Genomic DNA, 17,007 nt, shown 5'->3' with positions numbered 1-17,007 from the left:
GCTCCCCCACCGAGGCGGCATGTACCGAATCAAGATCGACAAGATCAACGCCCTCATCGAGGTCACGTTGCAAGGCGTCGTGCGCACGGAGGAGGCGCACGCGTATGCCGCCGAGTACACGAAGGCGCTCGGCTCGCTCTGCGGCCGGAAGATCCGCGTCCTCGTGGATTTCCGGGGGTTCTCCATCGCCTCCGAGGAGGCGACGGAGCTCCTCCGCGACATCGGGGCGACCTCGACCGCGATGGGGGTGATCCGGACCGCCGAGCTGGTCCAGAGCGACCTCGCCGCGCTGCAGGCGGGCCGCATCGCCCGGGAAGCGGGCACCGCGGATCTCGTGCGGATCTTCAAGGACGAGGGCGCCGCGCGCAGCTGGCTCCTCGGCGACCGCGCGGCGCCGTGAGGCGGGCGGCCGCCGGGATGGCCCGGGTCAGCGTGTGACGAGCACGTCCTCGGGGGGGCGCCGGAGCGAGCGCGTCGACGGCGGCCCCGCGAGCGACAGGCGGAAGAGCAGGATCTCCGCCGTCGCGTCGGTGACGTCGAACAGCCGGACGTACCGCTCCCGGAGCTCCCTCGCGACCGCCACGGTCTCCGGATCCATCCCCTCGCCGCCGCCGCGGACGAGCCGCGCGAACAGGTAGGGCAGCGTCGCCATCGGGTAGACGGCGATCCCCCGCTGCGTCGCGGTGAGCCACGCCCGCTCGAGCGCCCTGCCGCCCTGGAAGTAGTCCGCGAGCCCGGCGCGCGGCAGGGTGATCAGCGCGACGGCCATCGCGCCGGTGATCGCCTTGCGCGCCGTCTTCTCCAGCGCCTTTCCACCGCCCCAGCGCCGCACGAGCTCCATCGCGCGAAAGTCTCGGCAGATCCTGAACCCCGCGAGATCGGCCGGCGAGAACTCGAACGCGTCGACGAAGATGCCGTCCCGGCGCGCCTCCGCCTCCGCCTCGGTCCAGCGGATCTCCTTCATCAGGTCGGCGTGCGTGCTCTGCGCGAGCAGCCGGAGGCGATCGCCGGCGCCGATGAGCGCGGCGATCTCCTCGAGCGCCGCCGGCGCTTCGAGCAGCTGGAGGTCCGCCCCGGGGACGGACCGGACCGCCGCGGCGAGGGCGGCCCGGTGCTCGTCCGCGAGCGCCGCCGGCTGGCTCGGGTGCCGGTTCGTGTGCCGGAGCCCGATGGAGTCCGCGAGGTGATCCATCGCGTGGCCCTCGGCGCCGCTCACCGGCGCGTCGAAGAAGTCGAACGTCGCCGCCAGGTCCTCGCCGCCGAGCGGGAAGGGCGAGAGGCGCACGCTCAGCCCCTCGCGGTGCGCGGCGAGGACGACGTTCTCGGCGGCCGCGCCGAGCGCGACCACGCCGCCCGCCCCCTGGAAGTCGGCGAGCGACTCGGAGCGCGCCCGATCGTGGAACAGCCCGAGGCGGCGCGCCTCGTAGACCCAGAGCCAGGGCTGGCAGTTGCCGCCCGAGGGCGCCGCGATCCCGGCCGCGACGAGCCGCCGGAGCCGCTCCGGATCGAGCGGGGCGGCGCCGGCCTCTCCGCCGGGCGGGAGCGCGAGCGACGCGGGGCCCCGCGTTGGGCCGCGCGGCGGGGGCGCGGGCGACGCGCCCGGACCTCCGGCCGGCGCGCCCTCTGGACCGCTGATGAGCTGCTCCAGGTCGACGTAGTACCGGCCCGACCGCACCGGCTCTCCCAGGGCGAGCCGGCGCGCCGTGTCCGCGGCCGCCGCCCCGCCGTGGACGACCGCCGACCCGAGCTGCGGCCACGTGCTCACCGTCTGCTGCACCTCGATGAGCGTGGCGCCGAACCGCGTGGAGAGCGTGTCTTGCCCGATGATCTGCATCACATAAGGCACCTTGTCCTCCGTCGACAGGCCGCGGATGCGCTCGGGCCTGAGGTCGCCGACGAGCCCGTGGAGGATCGGCCGGTCCGGCTCCAGATCGAAGCGCTCGACGTCGATGAGCCCCCTGTCGCTCGTGTCCATCAGGACCGGTATGCGGTGCGCGCGCGCCCTGAAGCGGATCTCCAGCTTGATATCGAGGCTGTCGCACTCGTCCACGACGAGATCGAGCTTGCCCTCGCCCTCGCCCTCGCCCTCGCCCTCGCCCTCGCCTTCGTCCCGTCCGAGCAGGAAGCGATCCATGTTGTCCGGAGTGACCCCTTCGGAAAAACACCTTACTTTGAAGAACGGGTCGAGCTCGGCGATGTCGCGCGCGGTGGCGACCACCTTGGGCACGTCGAGGTTGTGCACGCCGGTCCGGATCCGGTTCATGTTCGAGAGCTCGAGGTGGTCGAAGTCGGCGATGCGCAGCTCGCCGGCGCTCCGCTCGAGCGCGATGGTCAGCGCCACGGACTGGCCGACGGAGAGCCCGACGACGCCGATCCGCCGCCCGGCGAGCGTCTCCTGCTCTTCGGGGCTGATCTTGTACCTGTTGCGGTTGGTCCTGAGCTCGACGAACTCGGCCTCATCGAGCAGGTGCACGAGGCGGTGCGACCACGGGTAGTGGACCCACACGCCGTACGCCGCTCGCGGGGCGCCGCGGAGGTGCTCCTCGACGAGCCGCGCGATCTCGCGCTCCTCGAGGGTGCGGCTCGGGTGCCGCGTCTTGATCAGATCCGCGAGCTGCCGGTCGATCGCGTCGAAGACCTGGACGCGCGCGTCGTCGCGGAGCAGGCGCCCGAGCTCCTCGGCGTCCGGCCCGCGCGCCGGCCGGAAGAAGCGCGGCCGCGACTCGGTCGATTCTGCGTCTCGTCGCCGAGGAGAAGAGATGAGCTCTTGCCAGCTGGTCATGGTCACCGTGGTATCACGGTCGCTCCCGGCGCGTCGCGGCGCGCGGCGCCGCCCCGCGAGCGCCCCGGATCAGCGCGGCGTGCGGGGCGCCCGGCCCTCGATCTCGAGCCGCATCCGCGCGACCTTGTGGTGCACCATGGCGGCTTCGGGCCCGCTGATGTCGAGATAGCGCAGGGCGGCCGCGATGTCGTTGCCCCGGAACGACCTGACCCTCGGGTTGAACCAGCTGAGCGCTATCGTGATCTGCCGGACGAGCATCGCATCGGTGCAGATCGCCACTGTGAGCGTGTGATTGCTTACAAAGTCGTTGATGGACGCACGCTGCTTGGCGTTGGGGCCCCCGCCGGCGGTCACCACCAGAGTCCTGGAGCAGCTGGGGGGGAGCGCCAGCACCGTCTGCATGTAGAGCTCCCAGTCCTCGTCGTTCGGCGGTTCCCTGCCGTGGACGGCGATGAGCACGTGCTCCGTCGTGTCGAACAGCATGGTGGGTAGGTTCATCGTCTCACCGAGCGCATGCAGAGCTTACGCCGTCGCGCCGCCGAGCCGCCAGTTCGCGCAGGCGTCGTCCCCTGGCATCGCCGTGCGGCCGATGACAGGGCCAGGGTTCGTGAGAACCATGGCGTTGCACCTAGGACGGTTCGATTGACGCAGCAACGCTCGGGAGCGACTTTCGACGCGGTGCTGGCGCCATGCGGCGCGCGGGTCTCGGCGCCGGGCAGCGCGCGGCGGAGCCTGCGTCGCGCCCGCGCCGTCGCGCCGGATCGGCCTGGAGGGCCGCGGTCGATGACGCCACCCGAACGGGGCGACGTCATCGACCGCGCGGCCGGACCAGGGCGTACCTGAGTTGTTTCGAATGGATTTCATGACGTGCTGCTAGGCAGTTGCACCGGGGGCTGTCAGCTACGCTGTGGTCTATACTACGGAATGTGCGTGGAGGGTCTTTCGCACAGCGGCTGCGGCGCGGGCACGTCGCACCGAGGCTTGACGGATGACCCCCACCGCATGTAGCGCTCGATCGGTGGGTTGTATTGTCCAGCGGACAGGGCCGGCGCCCTGCTCGCTGCGGATGTCAATGTGACCACCTCGCCGGGGGAAAGGTGTTTCGCGATGCGCGTGCTGGAAAACTTCGTCGGCGGCGCCTGGTCTCGCTCTTCGGGGACGACCCACCTCGAGGTGAAGAACCCGGCCACCGGGGAATTCCTTGCAAAGGTCCCGCTCTCGACCGCGGCGGACGTCGACGCGGCGGTGAAGGCCGCGCAGGCGGCGTTCCCCGGCTGGAGCGCGACGCCGCCGGTGCAGCGGGCGCGCTACCTCTTCAAGATGCGCGAGGTCTTCGACGCCCACCGCGACGAGATCGCGGCCATCTGCACCTCCGAGCACGGCAAGACGCTGGTCGAGGCCAGGAACGACTTCGGCCGCGGCATCGAGAACGTCGAGCACGCGGCCGGCATCCCGGCCCTCATGATGGGACAGGCCCTCGAGGACGTGGCGTCCGGGATCGACTGCCACACGGTCCGCCAGCCGCTCGGCGTCTTCGCGGCGATCACGCCGTTCAACTTCCCTCCGATGGTCCCGCTCTGGTTCCTGCCCTACGCGATCGCCACGGGGAACACCTTCATCCTCAAGCCGTCGGAGCAGGTCCCGCTCTCGCAGCAGCGCATCTTCGAGCTGATCGAGCAGGTCGGGCTGCCGCCCGGGGTCGTGAGCCTGGTCCACGGCGGCCGCGACGTCGTGAACGCCTTCTGCGCGCACAGGGACATCGCGGGCGTCTCGTTCGTCGGCTCGTCGACGGTCGCGCGCCACGTGTACAGGAGCGCCGCCGAGGCGGGCAAGCGGGTCCAGGCGCTCGGCGGGGCCAAGAACTTCCTCGTGGTGATGCCGGACGCCGATCGGCCGAAGACGATCGGCAACATCGCCGAGTCGATCTATGGCTGCTCGGGCCAGCGGTGCCTGGCGGGCAGCGTCGTCGTGTGCGTCGGCGACGCGTACGAGGCCGTGCGCGAGGGGCTCGTCCGCCATGCGAAGGCGATCGTGCTGGGCGACGGGGCTACGCAGGGCGTGACCATGGGCCCGGTGATCTCGGCGGCGCACCGGGACCGGGTGGTCTCGTACATCGCCAAGGGCGTGTCGGAGGGGGCGACGCTCCTCCTGGACGGCCGGGACGCGCGGGTCGAGGGGTATCCGGACGGCAACTGGGTCGGGCCCACGGTCTTCGACGACGTGCGGCCGGGGATGGTGATCGCGACCGAGGAGATCTTCGGCCCGGTCGCCTGCCTGATGCGCGCGAACGACCTCGACGAGGCGATCGCGATCGCGAACCGGAGCGAGTACGGCAATGCGGCGTCGATCTTCACGTCGAGCGGCCGCGCCGCGCGCGAGTTCCAGCACCGCGTCGCCGCCGGGATGGTCGGCGTGAACATCGGCGTCGCCGCGCCGATGGCCTTCTTCCCCTTCGGCGGCCAGAAGGGCAGCTTCTTCGGCGACCTGAAGGCGCACGGCCCGACGGCCATCGACTTCTACACGGAGCGCAAGATCGTCATCACGAGGTGGTTCTGATGGCACGAAACGTACTTGGCGGGCTCATCCAGTGCTCGACCCCGATCCACGACGAGGGCGCCTCGGTGCTCTCGATCCGGGACGCGATGTTCGAGAAGCACCTCCCGTTCATCGACGAGGCGGGCAAGAAGGGGGTGCAGATCCTCTGTTTGCAGGAGGTCTTCAACACGCCTTATTTCTGTCCCTCGCAGGACGCGACCTGGTGCGACGTGGCCGAGCCCGTCCCCGGCCCGACGGTCGAGCGGCTCGCCGCCTACGCCAAGAAGTACAAGATGGTGATGATCATCCCGATCTACGAGCGGGAGATGGCCGGCGTCTACTACAACACGGCGGCCGTGGTCGACGCCGACGGCACGTACCTCGGCAAGTACCGGAAGACGCATATCCCGCACACGAACGGGTTCTGGGAGAAGTTCTTCTTCAAGCCGGGGAACCTCGGGTATCCCACGTTCCAGACGCGGTATGCGCGGATCGGCGTGTACATCTGTTACGATCGCCATTTCCCGGAGGGGGCGCGGCTGCTCGGCCTGAACGGCGCCGAGATCGTGTGGAACCCCTCGGCGACGGTCGCCGGGCTCTCCCAGTATCTCTGGAAGCTCGAGCAGCCCGCGCACGCCGTGGCCAACGGCTACTTCATCGCCGCCTCGAACCGCGTCGGCACCGAGGCGCCGTGGAACATCGGCAAGTTCTACGGCACGAGCTACTTCTGCGACCCGCGGGGCAGCTTCCTCGCGACGGCGAGCGAGGACAGGGACGAGCTCGTCGTCGCCGAGATGAACCTCGACCTGATCGAGGAGGTCCGGCGGACGTGGCAGTTCTACAGGGACCGCCGGCCCGAGAGCTACGGTGAGCTCACGAAGCAGCTGCCCTGAGGGCCCTCGGCCGCGGCGAGAGGACGGCGAGCGCTAGCCGAGCCATGCGACGTTCACCGCGAAGGCACCAGCAGCGCCGGGGCGCTGGTCGCGGCCGGCACTCTCCCCCGGCGTTTCCCTCGCCATGGCGGCGCCGTCCCCCGGAGGGGACCCGCCGCCCGGCGCGCACCCGCGGAGGAGCAACATGGGCATCCTGATCAAGAACGGCGAGATCATCACAGCGAGCGACCGGTTCATCGGCGACGTCTACTGCGAGGACGGGAAGATCGCGGCCGTCGGCGCGGGGCTCGCGAAGGAGCGCGCGGGAGACACGGTGATCGACGCCTCGGGGCAGCTCGTCTTCCCGGGCGGGGTCGACGCCCACGTGCACATGGAGCTGCCGTTCATGGGGACGGAGAGCTCGGACGACTTCGAGACAGGCACCGCGGCGGGCGTGGCCGGGGGCACGACGTCGATCATCGATTTCGTCATCCCGAGCCGCGGGCAGCCGCTGCTCGACGGGCTCGCGATGTGGAACGAGAAGGCGAAGAAGGCGGTGTCCGATTACGCCTTTCACATGGCCGTCACCTGGTTCGGCGACGAGACCCTGAAGGAGATGGCCGCCTGCACGCGCGAGCACGGCATCCCGTCGTTCAAGACCTTCATGGCCTACCGCGGGGCCATCGGCGTCGACGACCCGGAGCTCATCCAGGTGATGGAGGCCGCCAAGGGCCTCGGCGCGCTCGTGACCGTCCACGCCGAGCACGGCGACGCGGTCGTGGCGCTCCAGAAGAAGCTGCTGAAGCAGGGCAAGACCCTCCCGCGGCACCACGCGGAGAGCCGGCCCTCGCCGATCGAGGGGGAGGCGACGGGGCGCGCGATCATGCTCGCCCGGGTGCTAGGCGAGCCGATCTACATCGTGCACCTCACCTGCAAGGAGGCGCTCGCCGCGGTCGCCGAGGCGCGGGGCAGGGGCCAGGTGGTCATGGCCGAGACGTGCCCTCAGTACCTCCTGCTCGACGACTCGGTCTACGACAAGCCCGGCTTCGAGGGGGCGGCCTACGTGATGAGCCCGCCGATCCGGCCGAAGGGCCACCAGGACGCGCTGTGGGCCGCGCTGTCGACGGGGCTCATCCAGACCGTGGCGACCGACCACTGTCCCTTCAACCAGGTCGGCCAGAAGGACATGGGCAAGGACGATTTCTCGCGGATCCCGAACGGCGCCGCCGGCATCGAGCACCGGCTCGCGCTGCTCTGGACCTACGGGGTGCTCGAGGGGCGGATCGACGTCCACCGCTTCGTCGATCTCTTCTCCACGCAGCCGGCCAAGATCTTCGGGCTGTACCCGCGCAAGGGCTCGATCGTGCCGGGCGGCGACGCGGATCTCGTGGTGTTCGACCCGAAGGGGACGAGCACGATCTCCGCCAAGACCCACCATCACCGGTGCGACCGGAGCATCTTCGAGGGCTTCGAGGTGAAGGGGAGGCCGACGCACGTCGTCGTGAACGGCCGGGTGCAGTGCTCGGACGGCAAGCTCGACGTGGAGCGCGGCGCCGGGCGCTACCTGCCGCGCCGGCTCGGCCCGACCCAGGGCTCCCGGGCCGCGTAGTCGAAACCGCAGGAGCGCGCGAGCACGAGCATGACCCGAGCCCCGACCCGCCTCTCAGCCCTCCCGTCCGGCCGGATCGAAGAGCGATTCGAGGACAAGAGCCCGCGCTACACCGAGTCCGAGGCGATCGCCGAGGCGAACCGGTGTCTCTACTGCGTCGACGCGCCCTGCGTGAAGGCGTGCCCGACCTCCATCGATATCCCGAGCTTCATCCGGAAGATCGCGACAGGTCAGGTGAAGGGCGCCGCCCGCACCATCCTCACGGCCAACCTGCTCGGCCAGTCGTGCGGACAGGCGTGCCCCGTGGAGGTGCTCTGCGCGGGCGACTGCGTCTACAAGGCGTGGGGGCGCGAGCCGATCGCGATCGGCCGCCTCCAGCGCCACGCCGTCGAGTCGGCGCTCGCGCGCGATCCGCGGCTCTTCCGGGCGAAGCCGCCCACGGGCCGGAGCGTCGCGCTCGTCGGCGCGGGGCCCGCGTCGATCGCCGCGGCGGGCTACCTCGCCCTCGAGGGGCACCGCGCCGTGATCTTCGAGCAGCGGTCGATCCCCGGCGGCCTGAACACGCTCGGGATCGCGCCCTACAAGATGAAGGGGGACGAGGCGCTCCGCGAGCTCTCCTGGGTGCTGTCGCTCGGGGACATCGAGCTCCGCACCGGCGTCTCGGTGGTCGAGCGGGCGGCCGCGCCGGGGGAGGTCTCCGCGCGCGACCTGCTCGCGGAGCACGACGCTGTCTTCCTGGGGCTCGGCCTCGGCGCCGACGCGCGCCTCGGCATCCCCGGGGAGGACGGCGAGGGCGTGGTGGGCGCGACCGCGTTCATCGAGCGGCTCAAGGCCGATCCGCGCCTCGATCTCGCGGGCGTGCGGCGCGCGGCCGTCGTCGGCGGCGGCAACACGGCGCTCGACGTCGCGCACGAGCTCGCGCTGCTCGGGGTCGACGTGGCGATCGTGTACCGCCGCTCCGAGGCCGAGATGTCGGGCTACGCGCACGAGCTCGAGGGCGCGCGGGTCGCCGGCGCGCGGCTCGTCGAGAACCGGGTGCCGGTCGAGGTGGTGCGCGAGGGCGGGCGGGTCGTCGCGCTGCGGGTCGCGCCCGCGGACGCGCGGCGGGCGGCGCAGGGCCCCGCGCCGGCGCCGGTCGAGGAGGAGCTCGTGCCGGCCGACCTCGTCGCGGTCGCGATCGGGCAGAGCCGGGCGACGCGGGCGGCGCTCGCGTTCGAGGGCGTGGCGCTCGACGCGCGGGGGCGCGTGGTGGTCGACCCGGCGACGCACCGCACGGGCAACCCGAAGGTCTACAGCGGCGGCGACTGCGTGAACGGCGGCAAGGAGGTCGTCAACGCGGTCGCCGAGGCGAAGATCGCCGCGCGCGCGATGCACGAAGCGATGATGACGCGGCCGGGCGACGCGGCGCCCGGGGCCGCACCGCAAGGGAGCTGAGCGATGGCCGACCTCTCTATCGATTTCGCCGGGATCAAGAGCCCGAACCCGTTCTGGCTCGCCTCGGCGCCGCCGACAAACACCGGCGATCAGGTCCGGCGCGCCTTCGACGCCGGCTGGGGCGGCGCCGTCTGGAAGACGCTCGGAAACCCGATCGTCAACGTGTCGAGCCGCTTCGGAGGCATCGATTACGGCACCCTGCGGCTCATGGGGCTCAACAACGTCGAGCTCATCACCGACCGCCCGCTCGACGCGAACCTCCGGGAGATGCGCGAGGTCAAGCGGCGCTACCCGGGCCACGCGCTCATCGCCTCGCTCATGGTCGAGACGAAGGACGAGTGGCGCGAGATCATCCGCAAGGCCGAGGACACGGGCGCCGACGGGCTCGAGCTCAACTTCGGCTGCCCGCACGGGATGTGCGAGCGCGGCATGGGCTCGGCCGTCGGCAACGAGCCGGCGGTCCTGGAGGAGATCGCGCGGTGGGCCGTCGAGTTCGCGACGACGCCGGTCATCGTGAAGCTCACGCCCAACGTCGGCGACATCGTCGAGCCGGGCGAGGCGGTGCTCCGCTCCGGGGCGCACGGCATCTCGCTGATCAACACGATCAAGTCGCTGATGGGCGTCGATCTGGAGCGGATGGTCCCGCTGCCGCGGGTCGGCGGCGCGTCGACCAACGGCGGCTACTGCGGGCCCGCGGTCAAGCCGATCGCGCTCCACCTCATGAGCCAGCTCGCGCGCCACCCCGAGATCGGCCGGCTGCCCATCTCGGGCATCGGCGGCATCTCGAGCGCCCGCGACGCCGCGGAGTTCATCGCGCTCGGCGCGACCAGCGTGCAGGTCTGCACCGCGGTGATGCACCACGGCTACCGCATCGTCGAGGAGATGATCGAGGGGCTCGGCGACTGGCTCGACGAGCACGGGATGCGCTCGGTGAGCGAGCTCCGGGGCAGGGCGGTCCCGCAGGTGCAGGAGTGGGGCGATCTCGACCTCTCGTACCGCGTGGTCGCGGACATCAGCGCCGAGAAGTGCATCGGGTGCCAGCTCTGTTACGTCGCCTGCATGGACGGGGCGCACCAGTGCATCCACCTGCCGGGGAGGACGGAGGCGGAGGCGCGCGCGGCGGGCCACACCCACATCCCGAAGGTGATCCCGGATCGCGCCGTGACGGCGAACCCGAGCGGGGTCGCCGCGCCGTCGCGCGTCCCGTTCGTGGACGAAGAAGAGTGTATCGGGTGCAACCTGTGCGCGCTTGTGTGCCCGGTCTCCGGGTGCATCACGATGAGGGAGGTGCCTTCGGGCAGGCCGCCTGAGACGTGGAACGACCGTGTCCAGCAGGGGACAGACTTCGTACCTGGCGGGCTGGAAGCCACCGCCCGCGCGCGGAGCTCATGATCCCGGGCTCCTGACCCGCCGGCCTGGGGTTCTTCGTCTCGGGAGCGCTCTACCTGCTGTTCTCGCTGGCCGGCCGCGCGGAGCCCGCCGCGGCGCGGGGGGCGTCGCCGGCGCGCTGTGGCGGGAGGGGCGCCGCGCGCGCGCGGGTCACGGGGCGAGCTTCACGACGAACGCGTCCCCATTGTCGTACGTGCCGGCGCCGATCACGTTGCCGGCGCTGTCCACGGCCACATCGAGGATCCCGCCATTGCTCATCTCGTCGATCGGGTCGACCGACCACAGCACGTCGCCCGAGGGCGAGAGCTTCGCGATCGCGCCGTTCGGGTTGATGATCGCATTGCCGGCCCCGTCGACGGCGACAGCATGGAGGTTGTAAAAGACGCCTTCCGGGCCGAGGCCGGTCGTGTCGACGCTCCACAGGGGCGCGCCCGAGGCGGAGAACCTCGTCACGGCGCCGCCGAAGGCGACGACAAGGTCGCCGGAGGGGGCCACGGCGACCTCGGCCGCCTGCGGCGTGCCGGAGACGATCTGGCTCCACACGTGTTGACCGGCCGCGTCGAACTTCGCCAGGTACATGCCGTCCTCCGCCGGCGAGCTCGTGAGCGGCCCGCCGCCGAGGTCGATGATGCCGGCGTAGTTGCCGAGCACGATGACGTTGCCGGCGCCGTCCACGGCGACGCTCCGGGGGCCGCTCTCGTACGGGATCGTCGGGAAGGTCTTGGCCCAGATCGGCGCGCCCGCCCCGTCGAGCCGCGCGATCAGCAGCTCGCTGCCCGGCCCGCCGCCGAGGGGGCCGGCGCCGAGATCCACCGTGTCCCGGATGACCGCCGCGAGCGCGGCGCCCGAGCCGGCCCGGGCGATCTCGATCTGTTCGAGGCCGTCGATCTGCGCGACGAGATTGCCTGACGCGGTGAACCGCCGCAGCCCGAACTCCGCGCCCGCGAGCAGCTCGCCGGACCCGGACTCTGCGACGCTCAGGTAGGCGCTGACGCCGGACGGGCGCCGGTCCCACAGGTAGCTCCCGGCGGCGTCGAGCTTCGCGAGGAACCCGCTCGTGTACAGGTCGACGGACGTCGGGTTGCCCTGCCCGGCGAAGTCGATCGGGCCATAGGCGTAGCCGCCGAAGATCACGCTGTCCCCGCTGCCGACCGTGACGGTGTACGCGCGCATCCCCTCGCCCCAGCCGTTGTCGAAGAGCCTGCTCCAGAGGAGGGCGCCGGGGGCGCACGGCGCGCAGCTCGGACCCCCGCAGTCCACGGCGGACTCGGCGCCGTTCCGGATCCCGTCCTCGCAGGTGTCGTGGTAGCAGACCGTGAGCGCCGGCCGCTCGGCGGCGCTGCCGCTCTCGCTGCTCCGCAGGGTGCTCCGGGTGACCGCGGCCTCCTCGAGCAGCACGCCGTGGTTGTCGACCGCGCCGCTCACCCAGGCCTGCGCGAGCGCGGTCACGTCGACGGTGCGGAAGCCGGTGGTGCCGCCGGTCCCGCCGGTGACGAAGGAGGCCTCGATCGCCGGATCGAAGTGGCCGCCGGCGCCGAAGCTGCTCCACGTGACGGTCGACTCCGACCAGGGGGCGGTGGCCCGGTGGACGCGCACGGCGCTGCTCTCGATCTTGTAGGTCTGGTAGAGCGACAGCGTCGCCGACGCGATCTCCGCGCTCGCCGGGACGCCCGCGAGGTCGAACCGGAGGAGGCTCCGCCGGACGCCGCCCGTGCCGGTGCCCGTCGTGAGCGTGGTGCTCGCGCCGTCGTTCCAGGAAGGCGATACCTGCCAGATCGTCGCGTCGGCCACCCCGCCGTCCAGGCCGCGCCGGAAGGTCACGCACCGCGGGTCGCACGCATCGCCGACGCCGTCGGCGTCGCCGTCCACCTGCGAGGGGTTCGCGGCGGCAGGGCAGTTGTCCTGCGCGTCGACCACCCCGTCCCCGTCGCCGTCCTGCGCGATCTCGAACGCGTAGGCGGGAGAGCCCACGAGGACCGAGCTCCCCGACACGGCGACCGCGTTGCCGAAGCCGCCGAAGATCGGGCCGCTGCCGGTGAGCTTGGCCTGCTCGGTCTCGATCCACTCGCCGGACGCCGGCGAGAACACGTACGCAGCCCCCGCGTCCGGCTGGCCGAAGCGATCGGCCTGGATCGCGCCGGCGACCGCCACGTCGCCGGAGATCGCCACCGCCCCTCCCAGGCCGTCGCCGGTCGCGCCGTCGGTCCCGATCAGCCTGGAATCCAGGCTCCAGCCGCTGCCCACGCGGTCGAACACGTAGGCCATGCCGCGCCCGAGCTTGTACCAGGGCATCGTCGGGATGACGACGCCCGGCGCGCCCACGAGGATGCGCGAGCCCGAGATAGCGACCGAGCTGCCGAACCGATCGTACAGCCCCTCCGGCGGCAGCGCCGTGAGCTTGTGCACGTCGCCCCAGTCGCTCGCGTCGAACACGAACGCGGAGCCGCCGCCGTCGTCCTCCTGCCACCACGCGTTCCCCGGGGCGCCCACGACCACCGTGCTGCCTGCGATCGCGACGGGCGGGGTTGTCCAGGTGTTCTCCCCGGCCGGGGTGGTGAGCTCGATCTCCTCGTTCCAGGCGCCGCCGGTCCGCGTGAACACGTGGACCGAGCTCGCGGCGGACAGGACGGCCCGGTCGCCGTCGACCGCGACGGCCGCGCCGATGCGGTCCGACACCCCGCCGCTCGCGACGAGCTTGGCCTGCTCGGACCACGCGCCCCCGCTTCGCACGAAGACGTAGGCGGCGCTCACGCCGCCGGTGTCCCAGGGGTCCCTGGGCGCCCCGACCACGACCGTGTCCGCGGAGACCGCGACGGAGCGCGCGAAGGTGTTGTCGCCCCCGCCCCCGTCGCTCGGGACGAGCTTGGCCTGCTGCGCCCAGGCGCCGCCGCTCTTCACGAACACGTACGCGGCGCTCCCGGGCGCCCCGACGACCGCGGTGTCGCCGGACATGGCCATCGCCTCGCCGCCCAGGTGGACCTGGCTCGATCCGTCGACCGCGATGAGCGCCGTCCGCTCCGAGGCGGCGAGCGGATCCACCGTCACCGGGTACGCGGCCCCGGCGGTGTCCACGCGCAGCGACAGCGTGCGCTTGTCGACGCCGAGCTCCATCCACGCGGGCAGCGCCCGCCCCGCGGCGTCGCTGGCGTGGAGATCCGTGTACCGGAGCGCCACCGCGCCCGAGGCGTCGCGCAGCGCGACCCCCTCACCCCCGCCGAGCGGCGTCGCGTGGAGCTCACCGCCCAGGGCGAGCTCGATCACGAGGTCCTGGTCCCCGGGCGCGCGGCAGGGCGGCGCCGCGGGCACGGTGAAGCCCTGCTCCAGCCCGAGCGGTCCGTTCACGTACCACTCCACGAGCTCCTCGCCCGGCGATGCGCCCTGCCGGCGGAGCTCCACGCGGTTGTTCGCGGCGCTCGGCGCCGCGCTCGCCACCTCGCGCAGATCGCCCGGGCACCCGTACCGGGTGGAGGCCATCGAGAAGCTCCACCGCCCCTCGCCGTCGTCCGGCGCGATCCGCACGCCCGACGCGCTGAAATCGGCCGTGAGCCGGTGCGCCGGGTTCGGCGCGCGCAGCCCGGGCTCCTTCCCGCCCGGAGACACCTCGCGGACCCGGTAGGTCTCGGGCGCGCTCGACTGCACGGCCGCGATGTACGCCGCTCGCAGGTGCGCGGGCGCCGCTGAGGCTTCCGGGGCCGCGGGCGCTGCCGCCGCGCCGTCGACGGCCGAGGAGGGGTCTCGCGACGCCTCCGTGGAGGCGCATCCCCCCACCATGGCGGCTGCCGCCATCACCTGTTCAATCCTCCCCATTCGATATCCCATGGCCTGGTTCTCCATCTGGCTGGCGCTCCCTCGCGCGCGCGCACCGGGCGCCGGAGCGTTTCGTGCGGAAGGGCAGCGAGCTCGCGGCGCGTGCTCGCAAGGACCGCGCCCCCGACCCTGGATGCGCAGCGCCGCCGGCGTCTCACGCGCCCGGCCGAGCCACGCCGACTCGATGACTCCTTCGCCGCTCGCTCCCGGCCGTTAGCCGGCCATGGGCCGGCCGCGCGACGGGCGGGGGCCGCGCGACGGGCGGGGCACGGACAGGGGCCGCGCGACGGGGCGGCGCGGACCCCTGGCGCCGGATCGCGGGCATCGCAGCGCTGCGACCGATTCCATGACACGCGCGGCGGAGTGACCGGAACAAACAACAGAGAGGGCAGGTGCCCTCGCTGGAGGCATATGGTCACGAAACACGCAGCGACGGAAATCCAGCTGAACCGCGGTCTCACGACGCGGGCCCTCGCGAAGAAAGGGCAGGCCGAGCATGTCGTCTGATCACGACGAGCGCGCCGAGCTGCTCGACGACCACCGTCCGGAGCTCGGGCGCTTGCTGCGGAGCCTGCCGCCGCGCGGCGGCGCCACCGCGTCGCTCTCCGGGTATCTCCTCTCTTTGCGCGAGCCGACAGGTTATCTCATCGCGATCGGCCTGCAGGAGCGCGACCCGGATCTCGAGCCCGAGCGCACGCTCCGCTCGGCCCTGGCCTCGGGCGTCCGCGCGCCGGTCCTGGCCGGCGTGATGGCGCGCTCGGCGCTGGCCGAGATCCTCGCCCCGCTGTCGCCCGTCACGCGGGCGGTCGCCGCGGAGCTGAAGAGAGCGGCCCCCTCCGGCACGCTGCGGGTCGTCGTCGCGGCGGCCGGCGGGGCGGAGCTCTTCACCGTGAAGGTCTCGGACTTGCCGGACGGCTGAGCCGCCCGCTGCGCCAGCGCGCCGGCGCTGGCTTCAGCGGTGGCCGGATTTGAACATGAAGGCGGGGAGGCGCGAAGAAAAGCTCCATGATCTTCCCGCCTTCATGTGAATCACGCCGGGGCAAACAGGGCCACCCCCTCGCTTCTTGCTCGCGCGGCGCTCACTCGTTCGCGTAGATGCGCCGCTCGCTCGAGTCGAGCCCCAGGTACACGGCCCGGCGGCTCAGGCTCGCGCCCCCGCGCTCGGCGCCCTCCGGCGCCGGCCGCCGGTCGGCGGCCTCGTCGCTCTGGCGCAGCGCTTCGTACTCGGCGACGGAGGCGTGGCGGCACCCGTCGAGCGGGGCGTCGATCGCGAGATCGGCCACGAGCGCCGCGGCTTCCGGCCGGACCCTGCCCGCGAAGAACTCGGCGCAGCAGCCCGACCCGTAGCTGAACAGCCCGATGCGCCGCCCCTCCAGGACGCGCGCCTCGGCGTTGAGCAGGGACGCGAGCGCGAGGTACAGCGAGCCCGTGTAGATGTTGCCGATGCGCGCCGGCAGGTCGAGCGAGGGCTCCACCTCGACGGCGAAGCTCTCGTCGGCGGCCTGCTCGGTCAGGCCGTCGATCGTCCGCCGGTGGCGGTGGGCCTTGCGGGCCATCTTGCCGTAGGGGACGTGGTAGCAGGTGCGCGCGAGCGGCTCGCCGTCGCCCGCCAGGCGGCGCCACTCGCCGTAGGCCCCGGCGAGGGCGTCGAGGTAGCACTGCACCGAGAAGTGGCCGTCGACGAGCGCCTCCTTGTGGTGGAGCGGCCGCCAGAAATCGTAGACGTCGCGCGCGTAGGTGCCGGTCTGGCCGACCTCGATCTCGAGCAGGCGCGGGCGCTCGCGCACGAGCAGCGCCACCGCGCCGGCGCCCTGGGTCGGCTCGCCCGCCGAGCCGAGCGCGTAGCGGGCCACGTCCGAGCAGACGACGAGGGCGGCGCGGCCGCGGGCCGAGCCGGACGCGATCCAGTCCACCGCGTTGAGCAGGCCGGCGGTGCCCCCGAAGCAGGCGTGCTTGGCCTCGAAGACCCGGCACGCGCTCGGCAGCCCGAGCAGGCCGTGGAGGAAGGAGGCCGCCGGCTTCGCGTGGTCCACGGCGGTCTCGGTGCCCACGACGCAGAGCCCGATGTCCGCCGGGCTCGCGCCCGAGCGCTGGAACAGGCGGCGGGCCGCGTTGGCCCCGAGGGTGATCGGATCCTCATCGGGCGCCGCGATCGCCATCCGGCGGGTGCCCAGGCCGGTCAGGTACTTGGACGGCGCGACGCCCCGGGCCTCGGCGAGCTCGCCGAGCTCGACGTAGCGGCGGGGGACGGCGAGGGCGATCGCATCGATGCCGATGGGAGGAAAGTCATGACGTAGGCTCATGCCTGCATCCTAGGGGAGCATTGTGCAGAGACCATCGAGCTCGCGCGGAAGCTCGGAGGAGCCGGGCGCGCCGCGGCGCCGCCCGGCGCCACCGCGCCGCCGAGAACCGCGCACAACGGCCCTCACTCGGCCGATGTCATGGGGAGCAGCCAGCGAGAAAAAATCGCGTTCGGGTCAAATTCATCACCACATCTCGTTGCAACTGTGCAATCTGGAATGGCGCGCTCCTGCGCCCTTGCGGTCGAGGTTCATGTGAAGGTCTCCCGGTCTATCATG

The 17,007-nt window shown here is 72.2% G+C and carries 11 protein-coding genes; 7 read left to right on the top strand and 4 right to left on the bottom strand.

The genetic code is table 11. The annotated features are described in order from the left end of the window. The first annotated feature begins 19 nt into the window (after positions 1–19). Positions 20–400, top strand: a complete 381-nt coding sequence (locus WMF17_RS33175) for an STAS/SEC14 domain-containing protein (RefSeq protein WP_437645016.1) — start codon at positions 20–22, stop codon at positions 398–400. 27 nt (positions 401–427) lie between these two features. Here the strand turns inward: WMF17_RS33175 and WMF17_RS33170 are convergent, their stop codons facing one another. Then, positions 428–2,782 carry an Rv1355c family protein gene (locus tag WMF17_RS33170; protein WP_437645014.1) on the bottom strand — a complete coding sequence of 785 codons (2,355 nt, stop codon included), beginning with the start codon at positions 2,780–2,782 and terminating at the stop codon, positions 428–430. Between the two features lie 69 nt (positions 2,783–2,851). After that, positions 2,852–3,280 (bottom strand): hypothetical protein, encoded by a 429-nt coding sequence (locus WMF17_RS33165; RefSeq protein ID WP_437597237.1) that lies wholly within the window; start codon positions 3,278–3,280, stop codon positions 2,852–2,854. A gap of 609 nt (positions 3,281–3,889) precedes the next feature. On the opposite strand from WMF17_RS33165, the gene WMF17_RS33160 reads away from it, so the two are divergent. The 5 genes from WMF17_RS33160 to preA all read left to right on the top strand — a co-directional run bounded on the left by WMF17_RS33160 (position 3,890) and on the right by preA (position 10,624). Beyond that, positions 3,890–5,338 carry a CoA-acylating methylmalonate-semialdehyde dehydrogenase gene (locus WMF17_RS33160; RefSeq protein ID WP_437597236.1) on the top strand — a complete coding sequence of 483 codons (1,449 nt, stop codon included), beginning with the start codon at positions 3,890–3,892 and terminating at the stop codon, positions 5,336–5,338. Continuing rightward, on the top strand, positions 5,338–6,210 hold the full coding sequence (locus WMF17_RS33155; protein ID WP_437597235.1) for a nitrilase-related carbon-nitrogen hydrolase: 873 nt from the start codon (positions 5,338–5,340) through the stop codon (positions 6,208–6,210). Before WMF17_RS33160 ends, WMF17_RS33155 begins: the two co-directional genes overlap by 1 nt. 184 nt (positions 6,211–6,394) lie before the next feature. Beyond that, entirely contained in the window at positions 6,395–7,798 is a 1,404-nt protein-coding gene (hydA, locus tag WMF17_RS33150; protein ID WP_437645012.1) for a dihydropyrimidinase, read from the top strand. A 30-nt stretch (positions 7,799–7,828) separates the two neighbouring features. Beyond that, positions 7,829–9,232 (top strand): FAD-dependent oxidoreductase, encoded by a 1,404-nt coding sequence (locus WMF17_RS33145; protein WP_437645010.1) that lies wholly within the window; start codon positions 7,829–7,831, stop codon positions 9,230–9,232. A gap of 3 nt (positions 9,233–9,235) precedes the next feature. Then, the gene (gene preA, locus WMF17_RS33140) at positions 9,236–10,624 is read left to right on the top strand and encodes an NAD-dependent dihydropyrimidine dehydrogenase subunit PreA (protein WP_437597232.1); all 1,389 of its coding nucleotides are present in this window, start codon (positions 9,236–9,238) and stop codon (positions 10,622–10,624) included. 147 nt (positions 10,625–10,771) lie between these two features. Here preA and WMF17_RS33135 read toward each other — a convergent pair whose 3' ends face one another. Further along, positions 10,772–14,407, bottom strand: a complete 3,636-nt coding sequence (locus tag WMF17_RS33135) for a DNRLRE domain-containing protein (protein WP_437651422.1) — start codon at positions 14,405–14,407, stop codon at positions 10,772–10,774. Between the two features lie 517 nt (positions 14,408–14,924). On the opposite strand from WMF17_RS33135, the gene WMF17_RS33130 reads away from it, so the two are divergent. Then, positions 14,925–15,347 (top strand): hypothetical protein, encoded by a 423-nt coding sequence (locus WMF17_RS33130; RefSeq protein ID WP_437597230.1) that lies wholly within the window; start codon positions 14,925–14,927, stop codon positions 15,345–15,347. 160 nt (positions 15,348–15,507) lie between these two features. Here WMF17_RS33130 and WMF17_RS33125 read toward each other — a convergent pair whose 3' ends face one another. Beyond that, on the bottom strand, positions 15,508–16,731 hold the full coding sequence (locus tag WMF17_RS33125; RefSeq protein ID WP_437597229.1) for a hydroxymethylglutaryl-CoA synthase family protein: 1,224 nt from the start codon (positions 16,729–16,731) through the stop codon (positions 15,508–15,510). Between the last annotated feature and the right edge of the window lie 276 nt (positions 16,732–17,007).

The organism is Sorangium sp. So ce362 (genome assembly GCF_051519845.1).
Taxonomy (GTDB): Bacteria; Myxococcota_A; Polyangia; order Polyangiales; family Polyangiaceae; genus Sorangium.
Note: the sequence above shows the minus strand (reverse complement) of the source record. Positions and strands in the feature narration are given on the sequence as shown.

Excerpts from the sequence above, each read along its gene's own strand:
- WMF17_RS33175 (WP_437645016.1), top strand. The coding sequence starts at position 20 with ATGTACCGAATCAAGATCGACAAGATCAACGCCCTCATCGAGGTCACG.
- WMF17_RS33170 (WP_437645014.1), bottom strand. The coding sequence starts at position 2,782 with ATGACCAGCTGGCAAGAGCTCATCTCTTCTCCTCGGCGACGAGACGCA.
- WMF17_RS33165 (WP_437597237.1), bottom strand. The coding sequence starts at position 3,280 with ATGAACCTACCCACCATGCTGTTCGACACGACGGAGCACGTGCTCATC.
- WMF17_RS33160 (WP_437597236.1), top strand. The coding sequence starts at position 3,890 with ATGCGCGTGCTGGAAAACTTCGTCGGCGGCGCCTGGTCTCGCTCTTCG.
- WMF17_RS33155 (WP_437597235.1), top strand. The coding sequence starts at position 5,338 with ATGGCACGAAACGTACTTGGCGGGCTCATCCAGTGCTCGACCCCGATC.
- hydA (WP_437645012.1), top strand. The coding sequence starts at position 6,395 with ATGGGCATCCTGATCAAGAACGGCGAGATCATCACAGCGAGCGACCGG.
- WMF17_RS33145 (WP_437645010.1), top strand. The coding sequence starts at position 7,829 with ATGACCCGAGCCCCGACCCGCCTCTCAGCCCTCCCGTCCGGCCGGATC.
- preA (WP_437597232.1), top strand. The coding sequence starts at position 9,236 with ATGGCCGACCTCTCTATCGATTTCGCCGGGATCAAGAGCCCGAACCCG.
- WMF17_RS33135 (WP_437651422.1), bottom strand. The coding sequence starts at position 14,407 with ATGGCGGCAGCCGCCATGGTGGGGGGATGCGCCTCCACGGAGGCGTCG.
- WMF17_RS33130 (WP_437597230.1), top strand. The coding sequence starts at position 14,925 with ATGTCGTCTGATCACGACGAGCGCGCCGAGCTGCTCGACGACCACCGT.
- WMF17_RS33125 (WP_437597229.1), bottom strand. The coding sequence starts at position 16,731 with ATGAGCCTACGTCATGACTTTCCTCCCATCGGCATCGATGCGATCGCC.